We start from the raw sequence: 16,657 nt of genomic DNA on the forward strand, positions 1-16,657 counted from the left end.
CTCCTTAGGCGTGAACCGCTAATCCGTCGACTGCCAGTGCTGCTTCCCCGAACGCTTCTGAAAGTGCAGGGTGTGGATGGACAAGCTGTCCGACTTCCCATGCTGTTGCATTCAGAACAAGCGCAAGACCGCCTTCACTGATTAATTCCGTTGCTTTAGGTCCCACGATATGGACGCCGACCAGATCATCCGTCTTGGCATCGGAAACGAGTTTAATGAATCCGGCTGCTTCCCCTTCAATCCGTGCTTTTCCGAGACCGTTAAACGAGAACATTCCCGTTTTGACATCGAGTCCCGCTGCCTTCGCTTCGGCTTCTGTTAATCCGACGGAAGCGGCTTCCGGCACACTGTAAATACAGCGCGGAACAAAGGCATAGTTCAGCGGTGTCGTTGAACCGTTGACAATCGTTTCGACCGCTTTTGCCCCTTCTGCTGACGCGACGTGTGCGAGTTGCAGGCGTCCGATAACATCACCAATCGCAAAGATATGATTATCCTTCGTGCGGAACTCATCATCGACTTGGATGAATCCGTTCTCGATGATGATGTTCGTATTTTCCAGTCCGATTCCTTCGACATTTGCCATCCGGCCGATTGCGACCAACAGCTTGTCTGCTGCGAGCGTCGTCTTGTCCCCGTTACGGTCGACATCAATCGTCACACCCGACTCGGTCAGTTGGAAGCTGTCGCTTTGTGCCGCTGCACTCGTCATGATTTTGACACCACGTTTTTTGAGCTGACGGGCCACTTCCCGACTGACAGCTTGATCTTCCGTCGGTAAAATTCGGTCGCTGAATTCGACGACCGTAACCTCGACGTCAAAGTCCGTCAACATCGACGCCCATTCGATTCCGATGACGCCGCCGCCGATGATGACAATGGATTTTGGTAAAGCGTTCATATCCAGTGCCTCATCCGAGCTGAGCACATATTCGGAGTCAAACGCCAGACCGTTTAACGGACGTGGTCGTGAACCGGTCGCAACAATCAATTGGCGCGGTAAAATCAACTCGCCGTCGCCTTCTTCCGGCTCGACGCTGATCGTTCCCGGCATCGGTGAAAAGATGCTTGGTCCGAGAATCGAACCGCGGCCGTGAAAGACTTCGATTTTTCCTTTTTTCATCAGATGCTGGATACCGGATTCGAGACCATCAATAATGTCCTGTTTCCGTTGTTTGACCTGTTCGAACCGTAAAAACGATTCCGGTACGTCGACGCCGTATGTAGCGGCGTGTTTCACTGTCTGATAGACGGCGGCCGACTTTAAAAATGCTTTGGATGGGATACATCCACGATGCAGACAGGTTCCCCCGAGTTTTCCTTGTTCTACGATTGCTACCGTCTTCCCGGCTTGCGCAGCGCGAATCGCTGCGACGTATCCACCGGGTCCACCACCTAGGACAACGACGTCGAATTCTCTAGCCATGTTAGTTCGCCTCCATATTCCTTCACTTGTTCCTCTTGACGCAGTACACGTATTACGCCTTCTGCAAGCGCCCGTAGCTCATCTTCTCCCGGTATCCGGATAACAGATCCGATATGGGCAATCCGTTCTTCAATCGCTTTCGTCAACCGGTCACTGTATGCGAGACCGCCTGTTAAGATGACGGCATCGACTTGACCGTATAAAACAGCACTTTGGGCCGCGATTTCTTTTGCAACTCGATACGCCATCGCCTCATACAGTAGAGCGGCTTTTTCATCTCCGTCGTCAATCCGGTGTTCGATTTCAACCGCATCATACGTGCCTAAGTGCGCGACAAGTCCGCCTGACCCAACGACCAGACGCTTCATTTCCTCGAGTTTATACTTGGTACTATAGCATAGTTCTACTAGTTGACCAACAGGCAGGGACCCGCTTCGTTCCGGTGAAAAAGCACCTTCTCCGTCGAGTCCATTGTTGACATCAATCACGCGTCCGTTCAGATGGGCGCCGACCGTGATCCCGCCACCCATATGGGCAACGATCAGCCGTAATTGCTCGTAGGGTGTTCCGATTTCTTTCGCATACCGTTTTGCGACTGCCTTTTGATTTAAGGCATGGAAAATACTTTTCCGTTCGAGTTCAGGCAATCCTGTAAGACGGGCAATCGGCTCCAGTTCATCGACGACGACCGGATCAACGATGAATGCCGGAATCGACAATGTTTGACCAATCTCATCCGCAAGCAGTCCACCGAGGTTCGAAGCATGAATCCCGAATCTGCCGTTCAGTAAATCCTCACGCATTTCCTGATTGACGCGGTATGTCCCGCTGACGAGCGGACGAAGCAGACCGCCGCGACCCACAATGGCGGTAAGCGCTTTCAATTCAATCTGTTCTTGTGCCAGCACATCGAGGACGACTTGGCGTCTGATGTTCAGCTGATCTGAAAGCGGTCCTCCGACCGCTTCAGCTGAATGGCGCAACGTTTTCGTAAACACTTGCTCTGTTCCATCAAAGATTCCGATTTTCGTTGAGGTTGAACCCGGATTGATGGTTAAAATACGTTCGCTCATTAAAATCCTCCTCTGATTAACCGCGTGATCCTAAAATGTTTTTATCCCGGCGTAAGAACTGGCTGCGGGCACTGCCCATTGTCGCGATCCGTTCTTCTGCCATCTTCTCTGCTGCCCGGTAAGTCGGCAGATGATCACGTTTGGCAATTTCGATGACTTTTGCTACCGCATCATAGACGAGTTCGACTTTTTTCATCGCCCGCTCACGGTTGTACCCGTCAAGTTCGTCGGCAACATTAATGACACCACCTGCGTTAATGACGAAGTCCGGTGTATACAAAATACCGCGTTCCTGGAGCATATCTCCGTGACGGTCTTCTTTGAGTTGGTTGTTTGCTGCTCCGGCAATGATTTTCACTTTCAGTTGTGGAATCGTCTCATCGTTCAATGTCGCACCTAAGGCACACGGCGCAAAGATATCAGCATCGACGCTGTAAATTTCATCCGGTCCGACGACGAGAGCGCCAAACGCTTCTTCTGCACGGCGTAATGCATCTTGATTGATGTCTGTGACAATCAATTTTGCGCCTTCTTCATGCAAGTGACGGCATAAGTTGAAAGCAACGTTACCAACACCTTGAATCGCAACCGTTTTTCCACCGAGTGAATCTGTGCCGTATACTTCTTTAGCGGCTGCTTTCATCCCGCGGTAAACGCCGTAAGCCGTGACTGGTGACGGATTGCCGCTTGATCCGAATGCCGGGCTGACACCTGTTACGAAATCTGTTTCCATGTGGATATAATCCATGTCGGCGACTGTTGTGTTGACGTCTTCCGCCGTGATGTAACGTCCGTTTAACGACTGTACGTAACGACCGAATGCACGGAACAGAGCTTCTGATTTTTGCGTTTTCGCATCACCGATGATGACGGCTTTCCCGCCGCCAAGGTTCAGACCGGCTGCCGCATTTTTATATGTCATGCCTTTGGCGAGACGAAGCGCGTCGATCAATGCTTCCTCGTCAGACGCATAGTTCCACATACGGAGTCCGCCGAGTGCTGGTCCGAGTGTCGTATCATGAATGGCAATAATCGCCTTTAATCCTGAGACTTTATCGTGACAAAATACGACTTGTTCGTAATCTTCCATTGCCATCGTCTCGAAAATACTGAATCGTGCTTCTACGTTTGTTTCAACCATTGTTAGTTCCCCCTTAGATTGTTTGTTTGATTTTTTTGGTAGGTTGCGCATTAAGTAAAGCAAAAGCTAATGAATAGAGTTTCGCTTCCGCCGTGTCGGCTCGACTTGTCAAGACGACAGGTGCTTTAGCCCCGACTAAAATCGCTGCAACCGATGCCTGAGCAAAGTACATCAGTGATTTATAAATCACGTTTCCGACCTCGATTTGTGGCACGACGAGTAGATCCGCTGCCCCCGCAACGTCTCCTGTCAGTCCCTTTTGTTTCGCCGCTTCTAAATTGACGGCGTTATCTAGAGCAAGTGGACCATCAACAAGGCAATCCTTGATTTGTCCGCGTCGATTCATTTGCGTCAGTAAGGCGGCATCAATCGTCGCCGGCATCGTCGGATTGACGACCTCGACAGCAGCAAGTACTGCCACTTTCGGCAAGGAATACCCGACGGCTCGAAGTGCGGCCACACCGTTTTCAATGATGTGGACTTTATCCTCCAGCGTCGGAGCGATATGAATCGCAGCATCCGTCAATCCAATGGCGGTCTCCCGTCCCGGTACTTCAAACAAAGCGACATGAGACAATACTTTTCCTGATCGTAAGCCCGTCTCCTTGTTCAAGACAGCTTTCATGAACGTCGCTGTCGGAACGAGTCCTTTCATCAAGACATCCGCGTCCCCTTTGCGGACGGCATAGGCGGCACGCTCTGCTGCTTCTTGTGCCGTAGCCGTATGCGTGATGACGAACTGTGATTCGCTTAACTGTCGATCATGAATCATTTTTTGAATACGTGTCGCATCCCCAAACAAATGAAAACGGGCTAAATCATTCTCAATTGCCAACGACACTGCATCCATTACCTCTTCATCATCAGCAGATGCAATCGCAACGACTGCATCTTCAAGACCTGCTGCTTGTTGAACCATTTGTTCAAACCTCAAGCCGTTTCCCCCCTTACCTGTCGTTCTCTTTATTTAACAGCAATTTTCATGCCAATTCTAAACCGACGGTATACCAACATCTTCGTCTTTATTTTTGCATGGAATTGCATTTATTTGCAATATATTGCACGCAAAATTTTGCAAATCAACATTGGATGTTAAACCGTTCCACTTTGTAATAGAGCGCCCGTAAAGAGATACCTAACTGTTTGGCCGCTTCAGTCTTATTTCCATTCACGACATCAAGTGCTTCCCGAATCAATTGTTCTTCGACGTAGGACATCTCATCCGACAGATGCTTGATTTCTTTTTTCGGACGTTCCGACCGTTTAGACGGTGTCGGGGAAACGAGTTGTAGGTGGCCTTTGCGTAACACCTGTTCTGTTTTATCCGTAAAAATCAACGCGCGTCCGATGACATTTTCGAGTTCCCGGACGTTTCCTTTCCACGTCTGTTTTCGGATCGCTTCCAGTGCATCTTCAGAAACACGTTCGACGGACCGACCGTAACTTTGATTCAATTTACGCAACAGATGCGTCGACAGCGGAGCAAGATCATCCGGTCGTTCGCGAAGAGCCGGAATATGGATCGGCAGCCGGTTGATCCGGTAATACAAATCTTCCCGGAACTCCCCGGTGATGATTTTCTGTTCGAGATTGGCATTCGTCGCGGCAATGATTCGGACATCAACCGGAACCGCTTTGGCTCCACCGACGCGAACGACTTCATTTTCTTGCAGTACCCGTAATAATTTGGCCTGGACGTCAAGCGGCAGTTCACCAATCTCATCTAAAAACAAGGAGCCGCCATGCGCCTCTTCAAAATAGCCTCTTTTCCCGCCGCGACGGGCGCCGGAAAAGGCGCCTTCTTCATAACCAAACAGTTCACTTTCAAGCAGACTCGGCGCAATTGCTGCACAGTTGACCCGGACGAACTGTTCATACCGGCGATCGCTTGCCGCATGAATCGCATGTGCAAACAATTCCTTCCCGGTACCGGACTCTCCCCGGATCAAGACATTGACCGGCATCGTCGCGGCAAGCTTCGCCTGATCGACGACAAAACGCATCGACTCACTTTCGGCAATGATGTCATCAAAAGTGTATTTCGCCTCCAGTGTCCGAATTTTTTGTTTAGCCGCCTTCAATTCTTTTGTTAACGCTTTCATTTCCGAGATATCGCGAATGACGCCGACTGATCCTCGTACTTGACCATCCACGACGACCGGTGCGGCATTGACGATGATATCCCGTCTGTCTTGACCAATCTTCATCCGGGCATCCCGAACACTTTCGCCTGTTTCGAGCACCCGTAAATGGACCGATTCCTGCATCCCGATATCTGCGCTTGCCGGTTTACCGATGACATCTCCCTCTGTATATCCGGTCATCCGGGTATACGCAGGATTGATCAGCATCGTTTCCCCCGCCTGATTGGCTACTGAAATCGCTTCACTCGTGCAGTGAATGATAGCTTCGAGCATCCGCTCTTTTTCTGCCAGACGTTCGAGTAACACCCGAACAAACTCTCCCGGTAAAACCGCGGCTTCCGGAAAATAATGAATCAATTGCTCCAGCACACCGTGTTCCCCGGTCGCGTCAATAATAAAGTCAATGGCCGTGCCTTGAAAAGCCGTCCATGTTTTTTCCACCCGGATATGTCCTCGTCTTGCGAGTTGAACGCCAATCGCGTGTTCGTCTGGATCGACGACACCGATTACTGTCAACAAAGGCGAACGTTGAAAAGCATGTAATACTTCTGTTCCACCGCGCCCCGCACCAACGATCAAGAGATGATGCATTCTAATTCCCCCTTTGAAACTGCTTACATCTTTATCCTACCTGTATTAAAACAGGAGGGCAAATCGAATTCGCAGTCATATGGATTTTCTGATACAATACGCTTGGAAAGGGGTCACAATCATGCGAATCATCGGTCTATTATCTTTACTCATTCCGGGCATCATCGGTGCCATCGGCATCAAGCTGATGCGGGACAGTGTTTTCTTAAAAGCGCAATTCCCCTTCCGGTATCTAGGGGATTCTGCCTATGTATATGTATTACAAGGATTTTCCGGCCTGGCTTTAGCCATCGGTGGAATCGGCTTCGTCGCCGGTTATGTCTTTTACCGCGATCGTAAACGAGGCAAAGTATCGGAGCGCTATCAAAAAAAATAAACACACAAAAAGGTCCCCATCTCTTGAACTCATTTCAAGCGCGGGACCTTTTATTCATATAAAGTTGGTTTCACTTACGGATGAACTCCTCTCATAGCAGAACTATTCGTGTACTTCAAAACCATAGGTTGTCCTCTTAATGAAGAGGTTGAAAGAAATCAGATTTGGCTATCGAGCGATCGATAGAAAGGTAAAACTACTCCAGTATCTGACTTTACTTGGACCTAGGTGAAGCGTAATGTCATCCGCTTGTTGCAGTCGATCATTCGGTTGCTAACATTCACTGCTAGACAACACTCCTTTTCACGAACTGTACTTGTTACTGGTCTTGCTTGGTCTTGCTTGGTCTTGCTTGGTCTTGCTTGGTCTTGCTTGGTCTTGCTTGGTCTTGCTTGGTCTTGCTTGGTCTTGCTTGGTCTTGCTTGGTCTTGCTTGGTCTTGCTTTGGACGTTTAATTTACGTTACCCTTCACTTTTTCCTTGCTTCGAAATCATGAAGTCTCATATCTGTTTGAGATAAATCATCTGAAAAAGATATGAAATGCCTTGGTAAGAATTCTACCAAGAGAATGTCGTCCATCATTCTTGAGCCGTTTACAGGTGGCGATCTGAGATGAAATTCGTTGAACGGTTTTCCGGGAACCAATTCGACTCGACGTTCATCTGACGTCTTTCCAAATCATTTGGTACCTTTATTATAACAAACATTTCAGTTTGTGCAACATTTATTTAATGAATATTCAGTTTTTTATTTATATCTAAAAAAATCAGGTTCCTTCGGTTTTTTTTCACCCGTCAAAACCTGATTTCTGCTTTATTAAGATCCGTTCATATGATTCGATACATAAGAAATGAACTCCGAATTTTTCGGACTTTTCTCCTGTTCGATTCGTCCGTTAAACAACGTATGTTCATTCATGCCTTCTTTCCAGGCCGACTTAATCGCATGACGCATCGCCCGCTCGACACGCGAGGCCGTCGTTTGATGTTTTCTGGCAATCGTCGGGTATAATTCTTTTGTAATCAGCCCCAATAAATCTTCTCGTTCCAGCACCAACAAGACCGCCTCTTTTAAGTACGTGAACCCTTTGATGTGTGGCGCAATTCCGATCTCCCGCAGCGTGGTGCCGACTTTCGTTTCGACCGGTTCCGCTTGGTTCGTTTGTACGCCGTGTACGACCAGACGGATCTTGTTGACGAGTTGATCTAAACTGAACGGTTTCAATAAAAAGTAGGCAGCACCCAGGGAAACAGCCTGTTGCGATACTTCATCCTTCCCGAACGCACTTAACATGATGACAGCCGGACTGCTCTCATGGCTCATCAATGCCTCCAAGACACCCAGTCCATCAAGATGAGGCATGATGATATCCAATAACAGCACATCGGTCTCGACATGTTCCAATTTTTCGAGACAACTTTCTCCGTTATAGGCAACGCATACTACTTCCATGTCTTCTTGGGCAGATAGATGTTGCCGAATCAATTCGACCATTTCTCGGTTATCATCCGCAATCCCGACTCTAATCAATTGTTACACCCCATTTTTAAGCGATTCCTTCATGTTCATTGCCTGTTCCATCAGTTCTTCCGCATGACGCAACGTCAAGTCCGTCATATGTGTGCCGGAAATCATCCGTCCCAGTTCATTTCCGCGCTCGGAGTCCGTCAATACGTTGACCTGTGTCGTCGTCCGGTCCGTCTCTTCGATTTTACGGATATACAGGTGTTGATCCGCAATCGATGCGACTTGCGGCAAGTGGGTGATACACAAGACTTGACTATCGATTGACAGACGGTAAATTTTTTCTGCCATCGCCTGGGCGACACGCCCGGATACCCCTGTGTCCACTTCATCAAAGATGATGGAAGCCACACCGACTGAACGTGAGAAAATCGATTTCAGTCCGAGCATGATCCGCGACAGTTCCCCGCCGGAAGCGACTTTCCCGAGTGATTTAAACGGTTCACCGGCGTTCGTCATGATGTAGAACTCAACGAAGTCGATTCCGTTTTTACGTAAAGTCGGCGCCTTTCCATCTTGGAGGAAGCGGATTTCAAAGCGGGCTTTTTCCATATACAACTGACGGAGTTCAAGGTGAATCGCTTCACCTAAATGATGCGCCGCCTTTCTCCGGGCCTGAGACAATTCCCCGCCGATTTCGAACAGTTCCGTCTCCAACTGTTCCACTTCTGTTTTCAGTTTTTCAATCCGCTCATCGCGATTCGTCATCGTATCCAGTTCCACACCGATTTTCTTCCCGTAAGCGATGACTTCTTCTATCGTTGCTCCGTATTTCCGTTTCAATTGTTGGAATACTGACAGACGAAGTTCGATTTCATCGAGCCGATTCGAATCAAATTCTAATGTTTCGAGTTGATCACGGACCGCATAGCCGACTTCCTCAAGCGCATAAAATGCATTGGCCAATGTATCACTTTGACCCGAAAACTCATCATCGATACTTGATGCCTGTTGCAGCTCACGCATCGCATCTCCGACGGAATCGATACCGCGTCGTTCATCATGCAACGCATCGTAAGCGGCACTGAGAGAAGCGTGAAGTTTTTCAAAGTTCGCCAACCGGTTTCGTTCGCTCAGTAAATCTTCTTCTTCTCCTGTTCGGAGTTTCGCGCTGTCGATTTCTTCCGTTTGAAAAGACAACAAGTCGATGCGTTGAGCTAATTCCTGCTCGCTTTGCGCCAGTGCCTGCAGGGCATCGCGTTTTTCTTCATACTGCTGAAAACGTTCCTGATACCGTTCGAGAATCGGAGAAATCGTCGCATGTCCAAAGTCATCCAAAATCGTTTGATGATACGTACTTTCCATCAGATGTTGATGTTCATGCTGACCATGGAGATCGACAAGAGCCCGGCCGAATTCCCGTAAAATCGTCAAGGTGACTAATTTATGATTGACGCGACAAACACTTTTTCCAGAAGCAAACAAATCACGGCGTAAAATGATCATGCCGTCTTCCATGTCGATCCCGTACTCTTCTGCCAACGTATAGGCCATATGACCGTCTTCAATCATGAAGAGACCTTCTAATTCCGCCTTGTCCTCACCGTACCGGACAAATTCAGCAGAACCGCGACCACCGATCAGTAATCCAATCGCATCCAGTACGATCGATTTACCGGCTCCCGTTTCTCCCGTCAAGACCGTCATGCCTTTTTTGAAATCAATCTGTAGCTGGTCAATGATTGCAAATTGTTTTATCGATAGTTCAGCTAACATCATGTCAACTCCTTACAACATTCCTAAAATACGTTCGGTCACTTCCGTTGCTGCTTCTTCATTTCGTGTAATCATCAGGATCGTATCGTCACCACAGACTGTCCCGAGCAACTCCGGCCAGTTTAAATGATCGAGCAAGACACCTAATGCATTCGCGTTTCCGGGTAAGACATGCATGACAATCAAGTTTTGTGCGGAATCAATCGAGATGAAGCTATCTCCGAGTAATCGGCGTAACTTTCCGAGTGGATTAAACCGCTGATCGGCAGGCAAGCTGTATTTGTATCGGCCATCATTTAGCGGCACCTTCACGAGATGGAGTTCTTTAATATCTCGAGAGACGGTCGCCTGAGTGACTTTATAGCCTGCATTTCGAAGTTCCTCGACTAACTCATCTTGTGTTTCGATTTCTGACTGCGTAATGATTTCCCGAATCTTGATTAACCGTTGCCCCTTTGTCATCCTTGCACCTCACAGTTTTTCTTCACTGATACTATTGTAATCCAATAATTCGATAAAAGTCCATGCTTGCCCTATTCAATCCTGACAAATCAAAAACAGACCCCATCATCTTTGACGGAGCCTGTTTGGAAATCGATTAGACTTACAACGCGGCATGGGCCAGGCGAACGGTTTCAAGCGGATCAACCGATTCTTCCATCCCCGGTGTCTCAAGCTTGGCGTGCAGGAGAAACTCGATATTCCCCTCACCACCGGTAATCGGTGAAAAATCCAATTGTTGAATGTAAAATCCTTCCCGGACAAAGAAATCTACCATCTCTTTGAGTACCCGATCGTGAATCCGCTCATCCCGGACGATCCCCTTTTTACCGACATCATCGCGCCCTGCTTCAAACTGTGGTTTGACAAGCGCAATGACATCCCCGCCCTCAGCTAAAATCGCCTTTAATGGCGGCAAAATCAATCTCAGTGAAATGAACGAGACATCGATGGTCGCAAAGCTCGGTTGAACAGGAAACATATCTGGCGTCGCATGACGGAAGTTGGTTTTTTCCATTGCCGTCACACGGTCGTCCGACCGTAATTTCCAGTCCAGTTGATTGGAGCCGACATCCAGCGCGTACATATGGGCAGCCCCGTTTTGTAAGGCGCAATCCGTAAAACCGCCTGTCGAAGAACCGATATCAAGACCGGTCCGTCCGGATACATCGATATCGAATACCGCTAATGCTTTCTCCATCTTGTATCCACCGCGACCGACGTATGGCATGACCTGACCTTTGACCGCCAAATCGATGTCTGATTTTACTTTTTCACCAGCTTTCTCCAGCCGTTCCGTGCCACTGAATACAAGACCTGCCATGATGGTCCGTTTTGCTTTTTCACGTGTTTCACATAAACCGCGCTCGACGAGCAGAACGTCGAGGCGGATTTTTTTTACAGTTTCCATTAATCGTTACACACTCTGTTTCTTTCCTTGATTGACAAATGAGCGGACTTCTTCCGCAATTTGTCCAGGTAATAATCCAATCTCTTCTAACAATTCGTTGACGCCGCCATGCTCGATATACCAATCCGGGATACCAAATCGTTTGACGCGCGGGAAAGCTTCCTGTTCATTGGCATGTTCGAGAACAGCTGAACCGAATCCGCCCTTGAGCACCGCTTCTTCAAGCGTTACGAGTGGAATACCTTCCGCGTATAGTGCATTCAACATTTTTTCATCCAGTGGTTTAATCGTCCGGGCATTGATGACCCGTACCGATACATCCCCTTCCAGAAGTTCCGCAATTTTCAAGGCATCCTGTACTTGTGGACCAAATGCCATGATGGCGACATCCGTTCCTTCGCGTTCGACGTCCCATGTATCAAGCGAAATTTCACGGAGTGTCTCATCCATCGGAACACCGATGCCTTCTCCGCGTGGGAAACGGACGGCAATCGGTCCTTCGTATTTAACAGCCGAATAGAGAAGGTGTTGCAGTTCATTCTCATCCTTCGCCATGACAATCCGGATATTCGGTACGTGACGCATGAAGGCGATATCAAAGACACCTTGGTGTGTTTCGCCGTCCGCACCGACGAGACCCGAACGGTCGATTGTGAACGTCACATCGAGGTTCTGGCGTGCGACGTCATGAACAAGTTGGTCGTATGCACGCTGGAAGAAGGTCGAATAAATCGAGACGACCGGCTTCATGCCTTGTGTTGCCTGACCGGCAGCAAAGGTTACGGCATGTTGCTCCGCAATCCCGACATCAAACATCCGTTCCGGGAATTCTTTTTCAAAGCAGTCCAGTTTTGATCCGACACTCATCGCCGGTGTAATCAGAGTTAACTTATCATCCTCACGGGCCATCTTCGTCAACGTGTCTGCCACTGTGAACGAATAACTTGGTGCTTTTGATTTCCCTTTGATGACTTCGCCTGACTCGATTTTGTACGGTCCTAGACCGTGCCATGTGCCGATGCCATCATATTCAGCCGGACGGTAGCCTTTTCCTTTTTTCGTGATGACATGAAGCAGGACAGGTCCTTCTTCTTTCTTCACATAGTTCAGCTGTTCGATTAAGTCCGTTAAATCATGACCATCAACCGGTCCGTAATAATTGAAACCGAGTTCTTCAAAGAACATGCCGGGAACGAGTGCTCCTTTGACCGCTTCTTTCAGCTTCTCGCCGCCTTTTTCAAGCTTTCCGCCGATTAACGGGATTTTTTTAATCAATGTTTCGAGCTCATCTTGCGCGTAACGGACTTTGCGCGAAGAACGGATTCTTCCTAACATCTGATGCATCGCCCCGACATTCGGTGCGATTGACATCTCGTTGTCGTTTAAGATGACGATGACGTTTTGTTGTTCCGCTCCGATATGGTTCAATGCTTCGAGTGCCATCCCGCCTGTCAACGCACCGTCCCCGATGATGGCGATTGCCCGGTCATCATTACCCTTCAGTTCATTCGACACAGCAATCCCCATCGCTGCCGAAAGTGAGGTCGAACTGTGGCCTGTTTCCCAGACGTCATGAACACTCTCGTTACGTTTCGGGAATCCGCATAACCCTTTGTGTTGACGCAGCGTATCAAACTGACCTGCCCGTCCTGTCAAAATTTTATGCACGTAGGCTTGGTGTCCGACATCCCAGACGAATTTATCGTTCGGACTGTCAAATTCGCGGTGAAGCGCCAATGTCAGTTCGACGACACCTAGATTCGGTGCTAAATGTCCACCTGTCGTTGCTAATTCTTCAATCAAAAAGCGTCGGATGTCACCTGCGAACAGTTCTAATTCCGAGACTGACATACGCTTTAAAAATGACGGATCCTGTATCTCTGTCAACTTCATACCTTACCGCCTCTTTCCCTTGCATTCTTATATGGTTTGTACCCTACATTGTACTAGAACAATCTTGCGAACGCCACATTCCCTGCGCATAAAAAAAAGACGGCTTACTACGCCGCCTCTCTTAATGGTCACGCTTGACGACGAAGTCGAGCAAATCCTTAAGCGGTGTCGCTTCGACGGAAAGAGCCTCGATTGCTTCATTCGCTGCCGTCACTTGGGCTGCAAGTGCCCGTTTCGCTCCGTCAAGACCCAACAGTTTCGGATAAGTTGCTTTGTCATTTCCTTCATCACTGCCAACCGGTTTCCCGATTTTGTCAGCGTCTCCGGTCACATCCAGGATGTCGTCTTGAATCTGGAAAGCAATCCCGAGATGACGGCCGTACCGTTTCAACTGTTCGAGATCCTCATCTGCGACTCCGGCTAAAATGCCGCCTGCTTCGACTGCAAAAATCAACAAGGCTCCTGTTTTCCGGCGGTGAATCGATTCCAGTTCTTCCGCATCACTGATTCCTCCGCGCTCTCCAAGCATGTCATCCAGTTGACCGCCGACCATCCCGGCTGCACCCGCTGCTGCTGCGAGTCGCTCGAGTAATTTCACTTTAACTTCCGCCGTGGCCGTCGTTTCGAGTAGACACGTAAAAGCATTCGTCAGTAACGCATCACCTGCGAGAATGGCGGTCGCCTCATCGAATTCAATATGATTCGTCGGACGCCCGCGTCGCATATCATCATCGTCCATCGCCGGTAAATCATCATGAATCAATGAATATGTATGAATCATCTCAAGCGCTGCCGCTGTTGCGTCACCCGTCTTACGATCGACGCCGTAAGCATCGAGGACAGCATAAATTAATGCCGGCCGGACACGTTTCCCGCCTGCATCAAGGGAATACAGCATCGCTTCCCGCAGACGATCCGGTGCTTCGAGACGGTTCATGAACGTTTCCAGTGCTTGCTCCACCTGCGTTTTCCACTCTGTTAAGACAATCATTGTGATCCCCCTTTTTCACGTAACGTGCCATCTTGTTCCAAGATTTGATCGAGCCGTTTTTCTGCCGTCGACAGCTTTCCTTGACAGAGTGCCGTCAATTTAACGCCTTCCTCGTACAAATTCATCGCTTGCTCAAGCGGTGCTTCACCCGCTTCCAGTAATTCGACGATTTCTTCCAACCGCTCTAAAGCGGCTTCAAAGGATTGTTCTGTTTCCATCTTCTTCATCCTCTCGTTTCGCTAGGATACTCCCGTCATGAAACTGAACCCGGAAGGTCTGATCTGACAATTCTGTTACGGAACGGACGAGTCGGCCGTCCTGCTCGACGTAGGTATACCCACGCAACATGACTTGCGTCGGGCTGACCGAGTCAAGTCGGGCAATCATTTGATGCAACCGGTCCTGTTTCGTGCGGAGGACGGTATGGATCCGTTCCAGCTGTTTCCGTGTCCGGACCAACTGGCGTCCTTGTTCCGCCAAACGTTCCTGCATCGCGATTCGGGCAAACCGGTTCACCTGATCCGTCAAGGCTTGTTGCTTCGACTGCAACACCTGTTTTCCGATCCGGTTCAGTCCCATCTCTGCCCGGTCCAACCGTTCCTGTTTCAAACCTAACAAGACCCGAGGAGACTTCAAGCCGTAACTCGTTGCCAAACGGTAGACTTGATCCTTACGTTCGGTGATGTACTGGGCATAATGGCGCGTCAATCTCCGATTCAGTTCCTTGAGACGCTTCGCAAGTTCCGCTGCTTCCGGCGTCACGAGTTCTGCTGCGGCAGTCGGCGTCGCCGCCCGGACATCTGCAACAAAATCCGCAATCGTAAAGTCTGTTTCGTGACCGACTGCTGACACGATCGGAATCCGCGACTGATGAATGGCTGTTACGACCGGCATTTCGTTAAACGCCCACAATTCCTCAATCGATCCGCCACCACGACCGATGATCATCACGTCACATGCCTGATGTTCGTTCATCCATTCAATGGCAAGGACGATTTGGGGTGCGGCCTCTTTCCCTTGAACGAGAACCGGCGCAAAAACGATAGCGGCCTGTGGATAACGGCGACGTAACGTCGTCGCAATATCATGAAGGGCGGCTCCCTTCGGCGAGGTTACGATGCCGATTTTTTGCGGGAAAGCCGGTAACGGCAGTTTCTGTTCCGCTTCAAACCATCCGCGGGCCTCAACATCCTCTTTTAGCTGGACATAGGCTTCGTAAAGGGCTCCTACACCGTCTTCCATCATCCGTTCGACGTAAAGCTGCATCTCACCCGATGCGACATAAACCGAAATCCGAGCCGTGATGATGACCCGGGCTCCATCCCGGATGTCCGTCTTGACACGACTGGCATCCCGGGCGAACATGACAGCTTTCATCCGCGACTGTTCGTCTTTCAACGTAAAATAAAGGTGACCGGAAGAGTGTCGTTTAAAGTTCGACACTTCTCCCACCACCTGGACTTGTTGGAGCAACGAGTCGTTCTCGAGTTCCCGTTTCACATATTGGACGAGTTCGGAAACCTGGAGAGGATTCGTCATTTCGCTGCCTCGATCGTATTGTGAAGCAACATCGTGATCGTCATCGGCCCGACCCCACCAGGAACTGGTGTAATCATCGAGGCGACTTCTTTCACTGCTTCAAATTCGACATCTCCGACTAATTTTCCGTCGACCCGGTTGACACCGACATCGATGACGACGGCTTCCGGCTTGACCATATCGGCAGTAATCAATTTCGGTACACCGACAGCGACAATCAGAATGTCCGCCTGACGGGTCATCGCGCCGAGATCTGCCGTCTTCGAGTGACAATACGTCACGGTCGCTGATTCATTTAAAAACAGCATTCCGACCGGCTTACCGACGATTTGGCTTCGACCGACGACAACGACATGACGACCGGCAATCGGAACATTCATTTCCTTGACGAGATGCAAAATACCATTTGGTGTACATGGCAAGAAAGTAGGTTCACCGATCATCATTTTCCCGACCGAGACCGGATGGAAACCATCGACATCTTTTTCCGGAGAGATGGCGAAGATGACCTTACTCTCATCAATATGTTTTGGCAAAGGTAATTGAACGAGAATACCGTGTACGCTTGCATCGGCATTCAGCCGTTCAATCAAGTGAAGCAATTCCGATTCTTTTGTCTCTTCCGGTAATCGGATCAAATCGGAATCCATCCCAATCTCCTGCGCCGCTTTTTCTTTACCACGGACATACGATTGACTGGCTGGATCTTCCCCGATTAAGATGACGGTCAGTTTCGGTTGAATACGTTCTTCTTTCAGACGTGCGACTTCTTCTTTCAGTTTCAAACGATACGATTGTGCGACTTGTTTCCCATCGATTACGACTGCCATGA

At 49.1% G+C, this 16,657-nt stretch carries 15 protein-coding genes; 1 reads left to right on the plus strand and 14 read right to left on the minus strand.

Annotated elements, in window-relative coordinates; translation table 11 throughout:
• Positions 1–4: 4 nt before the first annotated feature.
• The 5 genes from lpdA to R7V76_RS08045 all read right to left on the minus strand — a co-directional run bounded on the left by lpdA (position 5) and on the right by R7V76_RS08045 (position 6,375).
• Positions 5–1,426, minus strand: a complete 1,422-nt coding sequence (gene lpdA / locus R7V76_RS08025; RefSeq protein WP_318091957.1) for a dihydrolipoyl dehydrogenase — start codon at positions 1,424–1,426, stop codon at positions 5–7.
• The gene (gene buk, locus R7V76_RS08030; protein ID WP_318091958.1) at positions 1,396–2,499 is read right to left on the minus strand and encodes a butyrate kinase; all 1,104 of its coding nucleotides are present in this window, start codon (positions 2,497–2,499) and stop codon (positions 1,396–1,398) included. Before buk ends, lpdA begins: the two co-directional genes overlap by 31 nt.
• A 16-nt stretch (positions 2,500–2,515) precedes the next feature.
• Positions 2,516–3,640 (minus strand): Leu/Phe/Val dehydrogenase, encoded by a 1,125-nt coding sequence (locus R7V76_RS08035; protein WP_012369820.1) that lies wholly within the window; start codon positions 3,638–3,640, stop codon positions 2,516–2,518.
• A 13-nt stretch (positions 3,641–3,653) separates the two neighbouring features.
• On the minus strand, positions 3,654–4,574 hold the full coding sequence (yqiS, locus tag R7V76_RS08040) for a phosphate butyryltransferase (RefSeq protein ID WP_318091959.1): 921 nt from the start codon (positions 4,572–4,574) through the stop codon (positions 3,654–3,656).
• Between the two features lie 145 nt (positions 4,575–4,719).
• Positions 4,720–6,375 carry a sigma 54-interacting transcriptional regulator gene (locus R7V76_RS08045; protein WP_318091960.1) on the minus strand — a complete coding sequence of 552 codons (1,656 nt, stop codon included), beginning with the start codon at positions 6,373–6,375 and terminating at the stop codon, positions 4,720–4,722.
• Positions 6,376–6,496: 121 nt separating this feature from the next.
• Between R7V76_RS08045 and R7V76_RS08050 the strand changes: the two genes are divergently transcribed.
• Complete coding sequence (locus R7V76_RS08050; protein ID WP_012369817.1) at positions 6,497–6,751, plus strand: DUF2627 family protein; 255 nt, start codon at positions 6,497–6,499, stop codon at positions 6,749–6,751.
• An 816-nt stretch (positions 6,752–7,567) separates the two neighbouring features.
• On the opposite strand, the gene spo0A is transcribed toward R7V76_RS08050, so the two are convergent.
• The 9 genes from spo0A to folD form a co-directional block, all read right to left on the minus strand.
• Positions 7,568–8,281 carry a sporulation transcription factor Spo0A gene (gene spo0A, locus R7V76_RS08055; RefSeq protein WP_318091961.1) on the minus strand — a complete coding sequence of 238 codons (714 nt, stop codon included), beginning with the start codon at positions 8,279–8,281 and terminating at the stop codon, positions 7,568–7,570.
• A gap of 3 nt (positions 8,282–8,284) precedes the next feature.
• Entirely contained in the window at positions 8,285–9,991 is a 1,707-nt protein-coding gene (recN, locus tag R7V76_RS08060) for a DNA repair protein RecN (protein ID WP_318091962.1), read from the minus strand.
• Positions 9,992–10,003: 12 nt separating this feature from the next.
• Positions 10,004–10,453: a transcriptional regulator AhrC/ArgR gene (gene ahrC, locus R7V76_RS08065; protein ID WP_012369814.1), complete on the minus strand. Its 450-nt coding sequence runs from the start codon at positions 10,451–10,453 to the stop codon at positions 10,004–10,006.
• 142 nt (positions 10,454–10,595) lie between these two features.
• Complete coding sequence (locus tag R7V76_RS08070) at positions 10,596–11,402, minus strand: TlyA family RNA methyltransferase (protein WP_318091963.1); 807 nt, start codon at positions 11,400–11,402, stop codon at positions 10,596–10,598.
• Between the two features lie 6 nt (positions 11,403–11,408).
• Positions 11,409–13,295: a 1-deoxy-D-xylulose-5-phosphate synthase gene (gene dxs, locus R7V76_RS08075; RefSeq protein ID WP_318091964.1), complete on the minus strand. Its 1,887-nt coding sequence runs from the start codon at positions 13,293–13,295 to the stop codon at positions 11,409–11,411.
• 121 nt (positions 13,296–13,416) lie between these two features.
• Positions 13,417–14,286: a polyprenyl synthetase family protein gene (locus tag R7V76_RS08080; RefSeq protein WP_318091965.1), complete on the minus strand. Its 870-nt coding sequence runs from the start codon at positions 14,284–14,286 to the stop codon at positions 13,417–13,419.
• A complete protein-coding gene (gene xseB / locus R7V76_RS08085; RefSeq protein WP_012369810.1) occupies positions 14,283–14,504 on the minus strand; it encodes an exodeoxyribonuclease VII small subunit in 222 nt (73 codons plus the stop codon). Before xseB ends, R7V76_RS08080 begins: the two co-directional genes overlap by 4 nt.
• A complete protein-coding gene (gene xseA / locus R7V76_RS08090; protein ID WP_318091966.1) occupies positions 14,482–15,825 on the minus strand; it encodes an exodeoxyribonuclease VII large subunit in 1,344 nt (447 codons plus the stop codon). The genes xseB and xseA overlap by 23 nt, the downstream gene beginning before the upstream one ends.
• The gene (folD, locus tag R7V76_RS08095) at positions 15,822–16,655 is read right to left on the minus strand and encodes a bifunctional methylenetetrahydrofolate dehydrogenase/methenyltetrahydrofolate cyclohydrolase FolD (protein WP_318091967.1); all 834 of its coding nucleotides are present in this window, start codon (positions 16,653–16,655) and stop codon (positions 15,822–15,824) included. The genes xseA and folD overlap by 4 nt, the downstream gene beginning before the upstream one ends.
• Between the last annotated feature and the right edge of the window lie 2 nt (positions 16,656–16,657).

Source organism: Exiguobacterium artemiae, from assembly GCF_033342815.1.
Taxonomy (GTDB): Bacteria; Bacillota; Bacilli; order Exiguobacteriales; family Exiguobacteriaceae; genus Exiguobacterium_A; species Exiguobacterium_A artemiae_A.

Bases quoted from the DNA above. Each gene is read 5' to 3' on its own strand.
- lpdA (WP_318091957.1), bottom strand. From the start codon at position 1,426: ATGGCTAGAGAATTCGACGTCGTTGTCCTAGGTGGTGGACCCGGTGGA.
- buk (WP_318091958.1), bottom strand. From the start codon at position 2,499: ATGAGCGAACGTATTTTAACCATCAATCCGGGTTCAACCTCAACGAAA.
- R7V76_RS08035 (WP_012369820.1), bottom strand. From the start codon at position 3,640: ATGGTTGAAACAAACGTAGAAGCACGATTCAGTATTTTCGAGACGATG.
- R7V76_RS08045 (WP_318091960.1), bottom strand. From the start codon at position 6,375: ATGCATCATCTCTTGATCGTTGGTGCGGGGCGCGGTGGAACAGAAGTA.
- R7V76_RS08050 (WP_012369817.1), top strand. From the start codon at position 6,497: ATGCGAATCATCGGTCTATTATCTTTACTCATTCCGGGCATCATCGGT.
- recN (WP_318091962.1), bottom strand. From the start codon at position 9,991: ATGTTAGCTGAACTATCGATAAAACAATTTGCAATCATTGACCAGCTA.
- ahrC (WP_012369814.1), bottom strand. From the start codon at position 10,453: ATGACAAAGGGGCAACGGTTAATCAAGATTCGGGAAATCATTACGCAG.
- R7V76_RS08070 (WP_318091963.1), bottom strand. From the start codon at position 11,402: ATGGAAACTGTAAAAAAAATCCGCCTCGACGTTCTGCTCGTCGAGCGC.
- dxs (WP_318091964.1), bottom strand. From the start codon at position 13,295: ATGAAGTTGACAGAGATACAGGATCCGTCATTTTTAAAGCGTATGTCA.
- R7V76_RS08080 (WP_318091965.1), bottom strand. From the start codon at position 14,286: ATGATTGTCTTAACAGAGTGGAAAACGCAGGTGGAGCAAGCACTGGAA.
- xseB (WP_012369810.1), bottom strand. From the start codon at position 14,504: ATGGAAACAGAACAATCCTTTGAAGCCGCTTTAGAGCGGTTGGAAGAA.
- xseA (WP_318091966.1), bottom strand. From the start codon at position 15,825: ATGACGAATCCTCTCCAGGTTTCCGAACTCGTCCAATATGTGAAACGG.
- folD (WP_318091967.1), bottom strand. From the start codon at position 16,655: ATGGCAGTCGTAATCGATGGGAAACAAGTCGCACAATCGTATCGTTTG.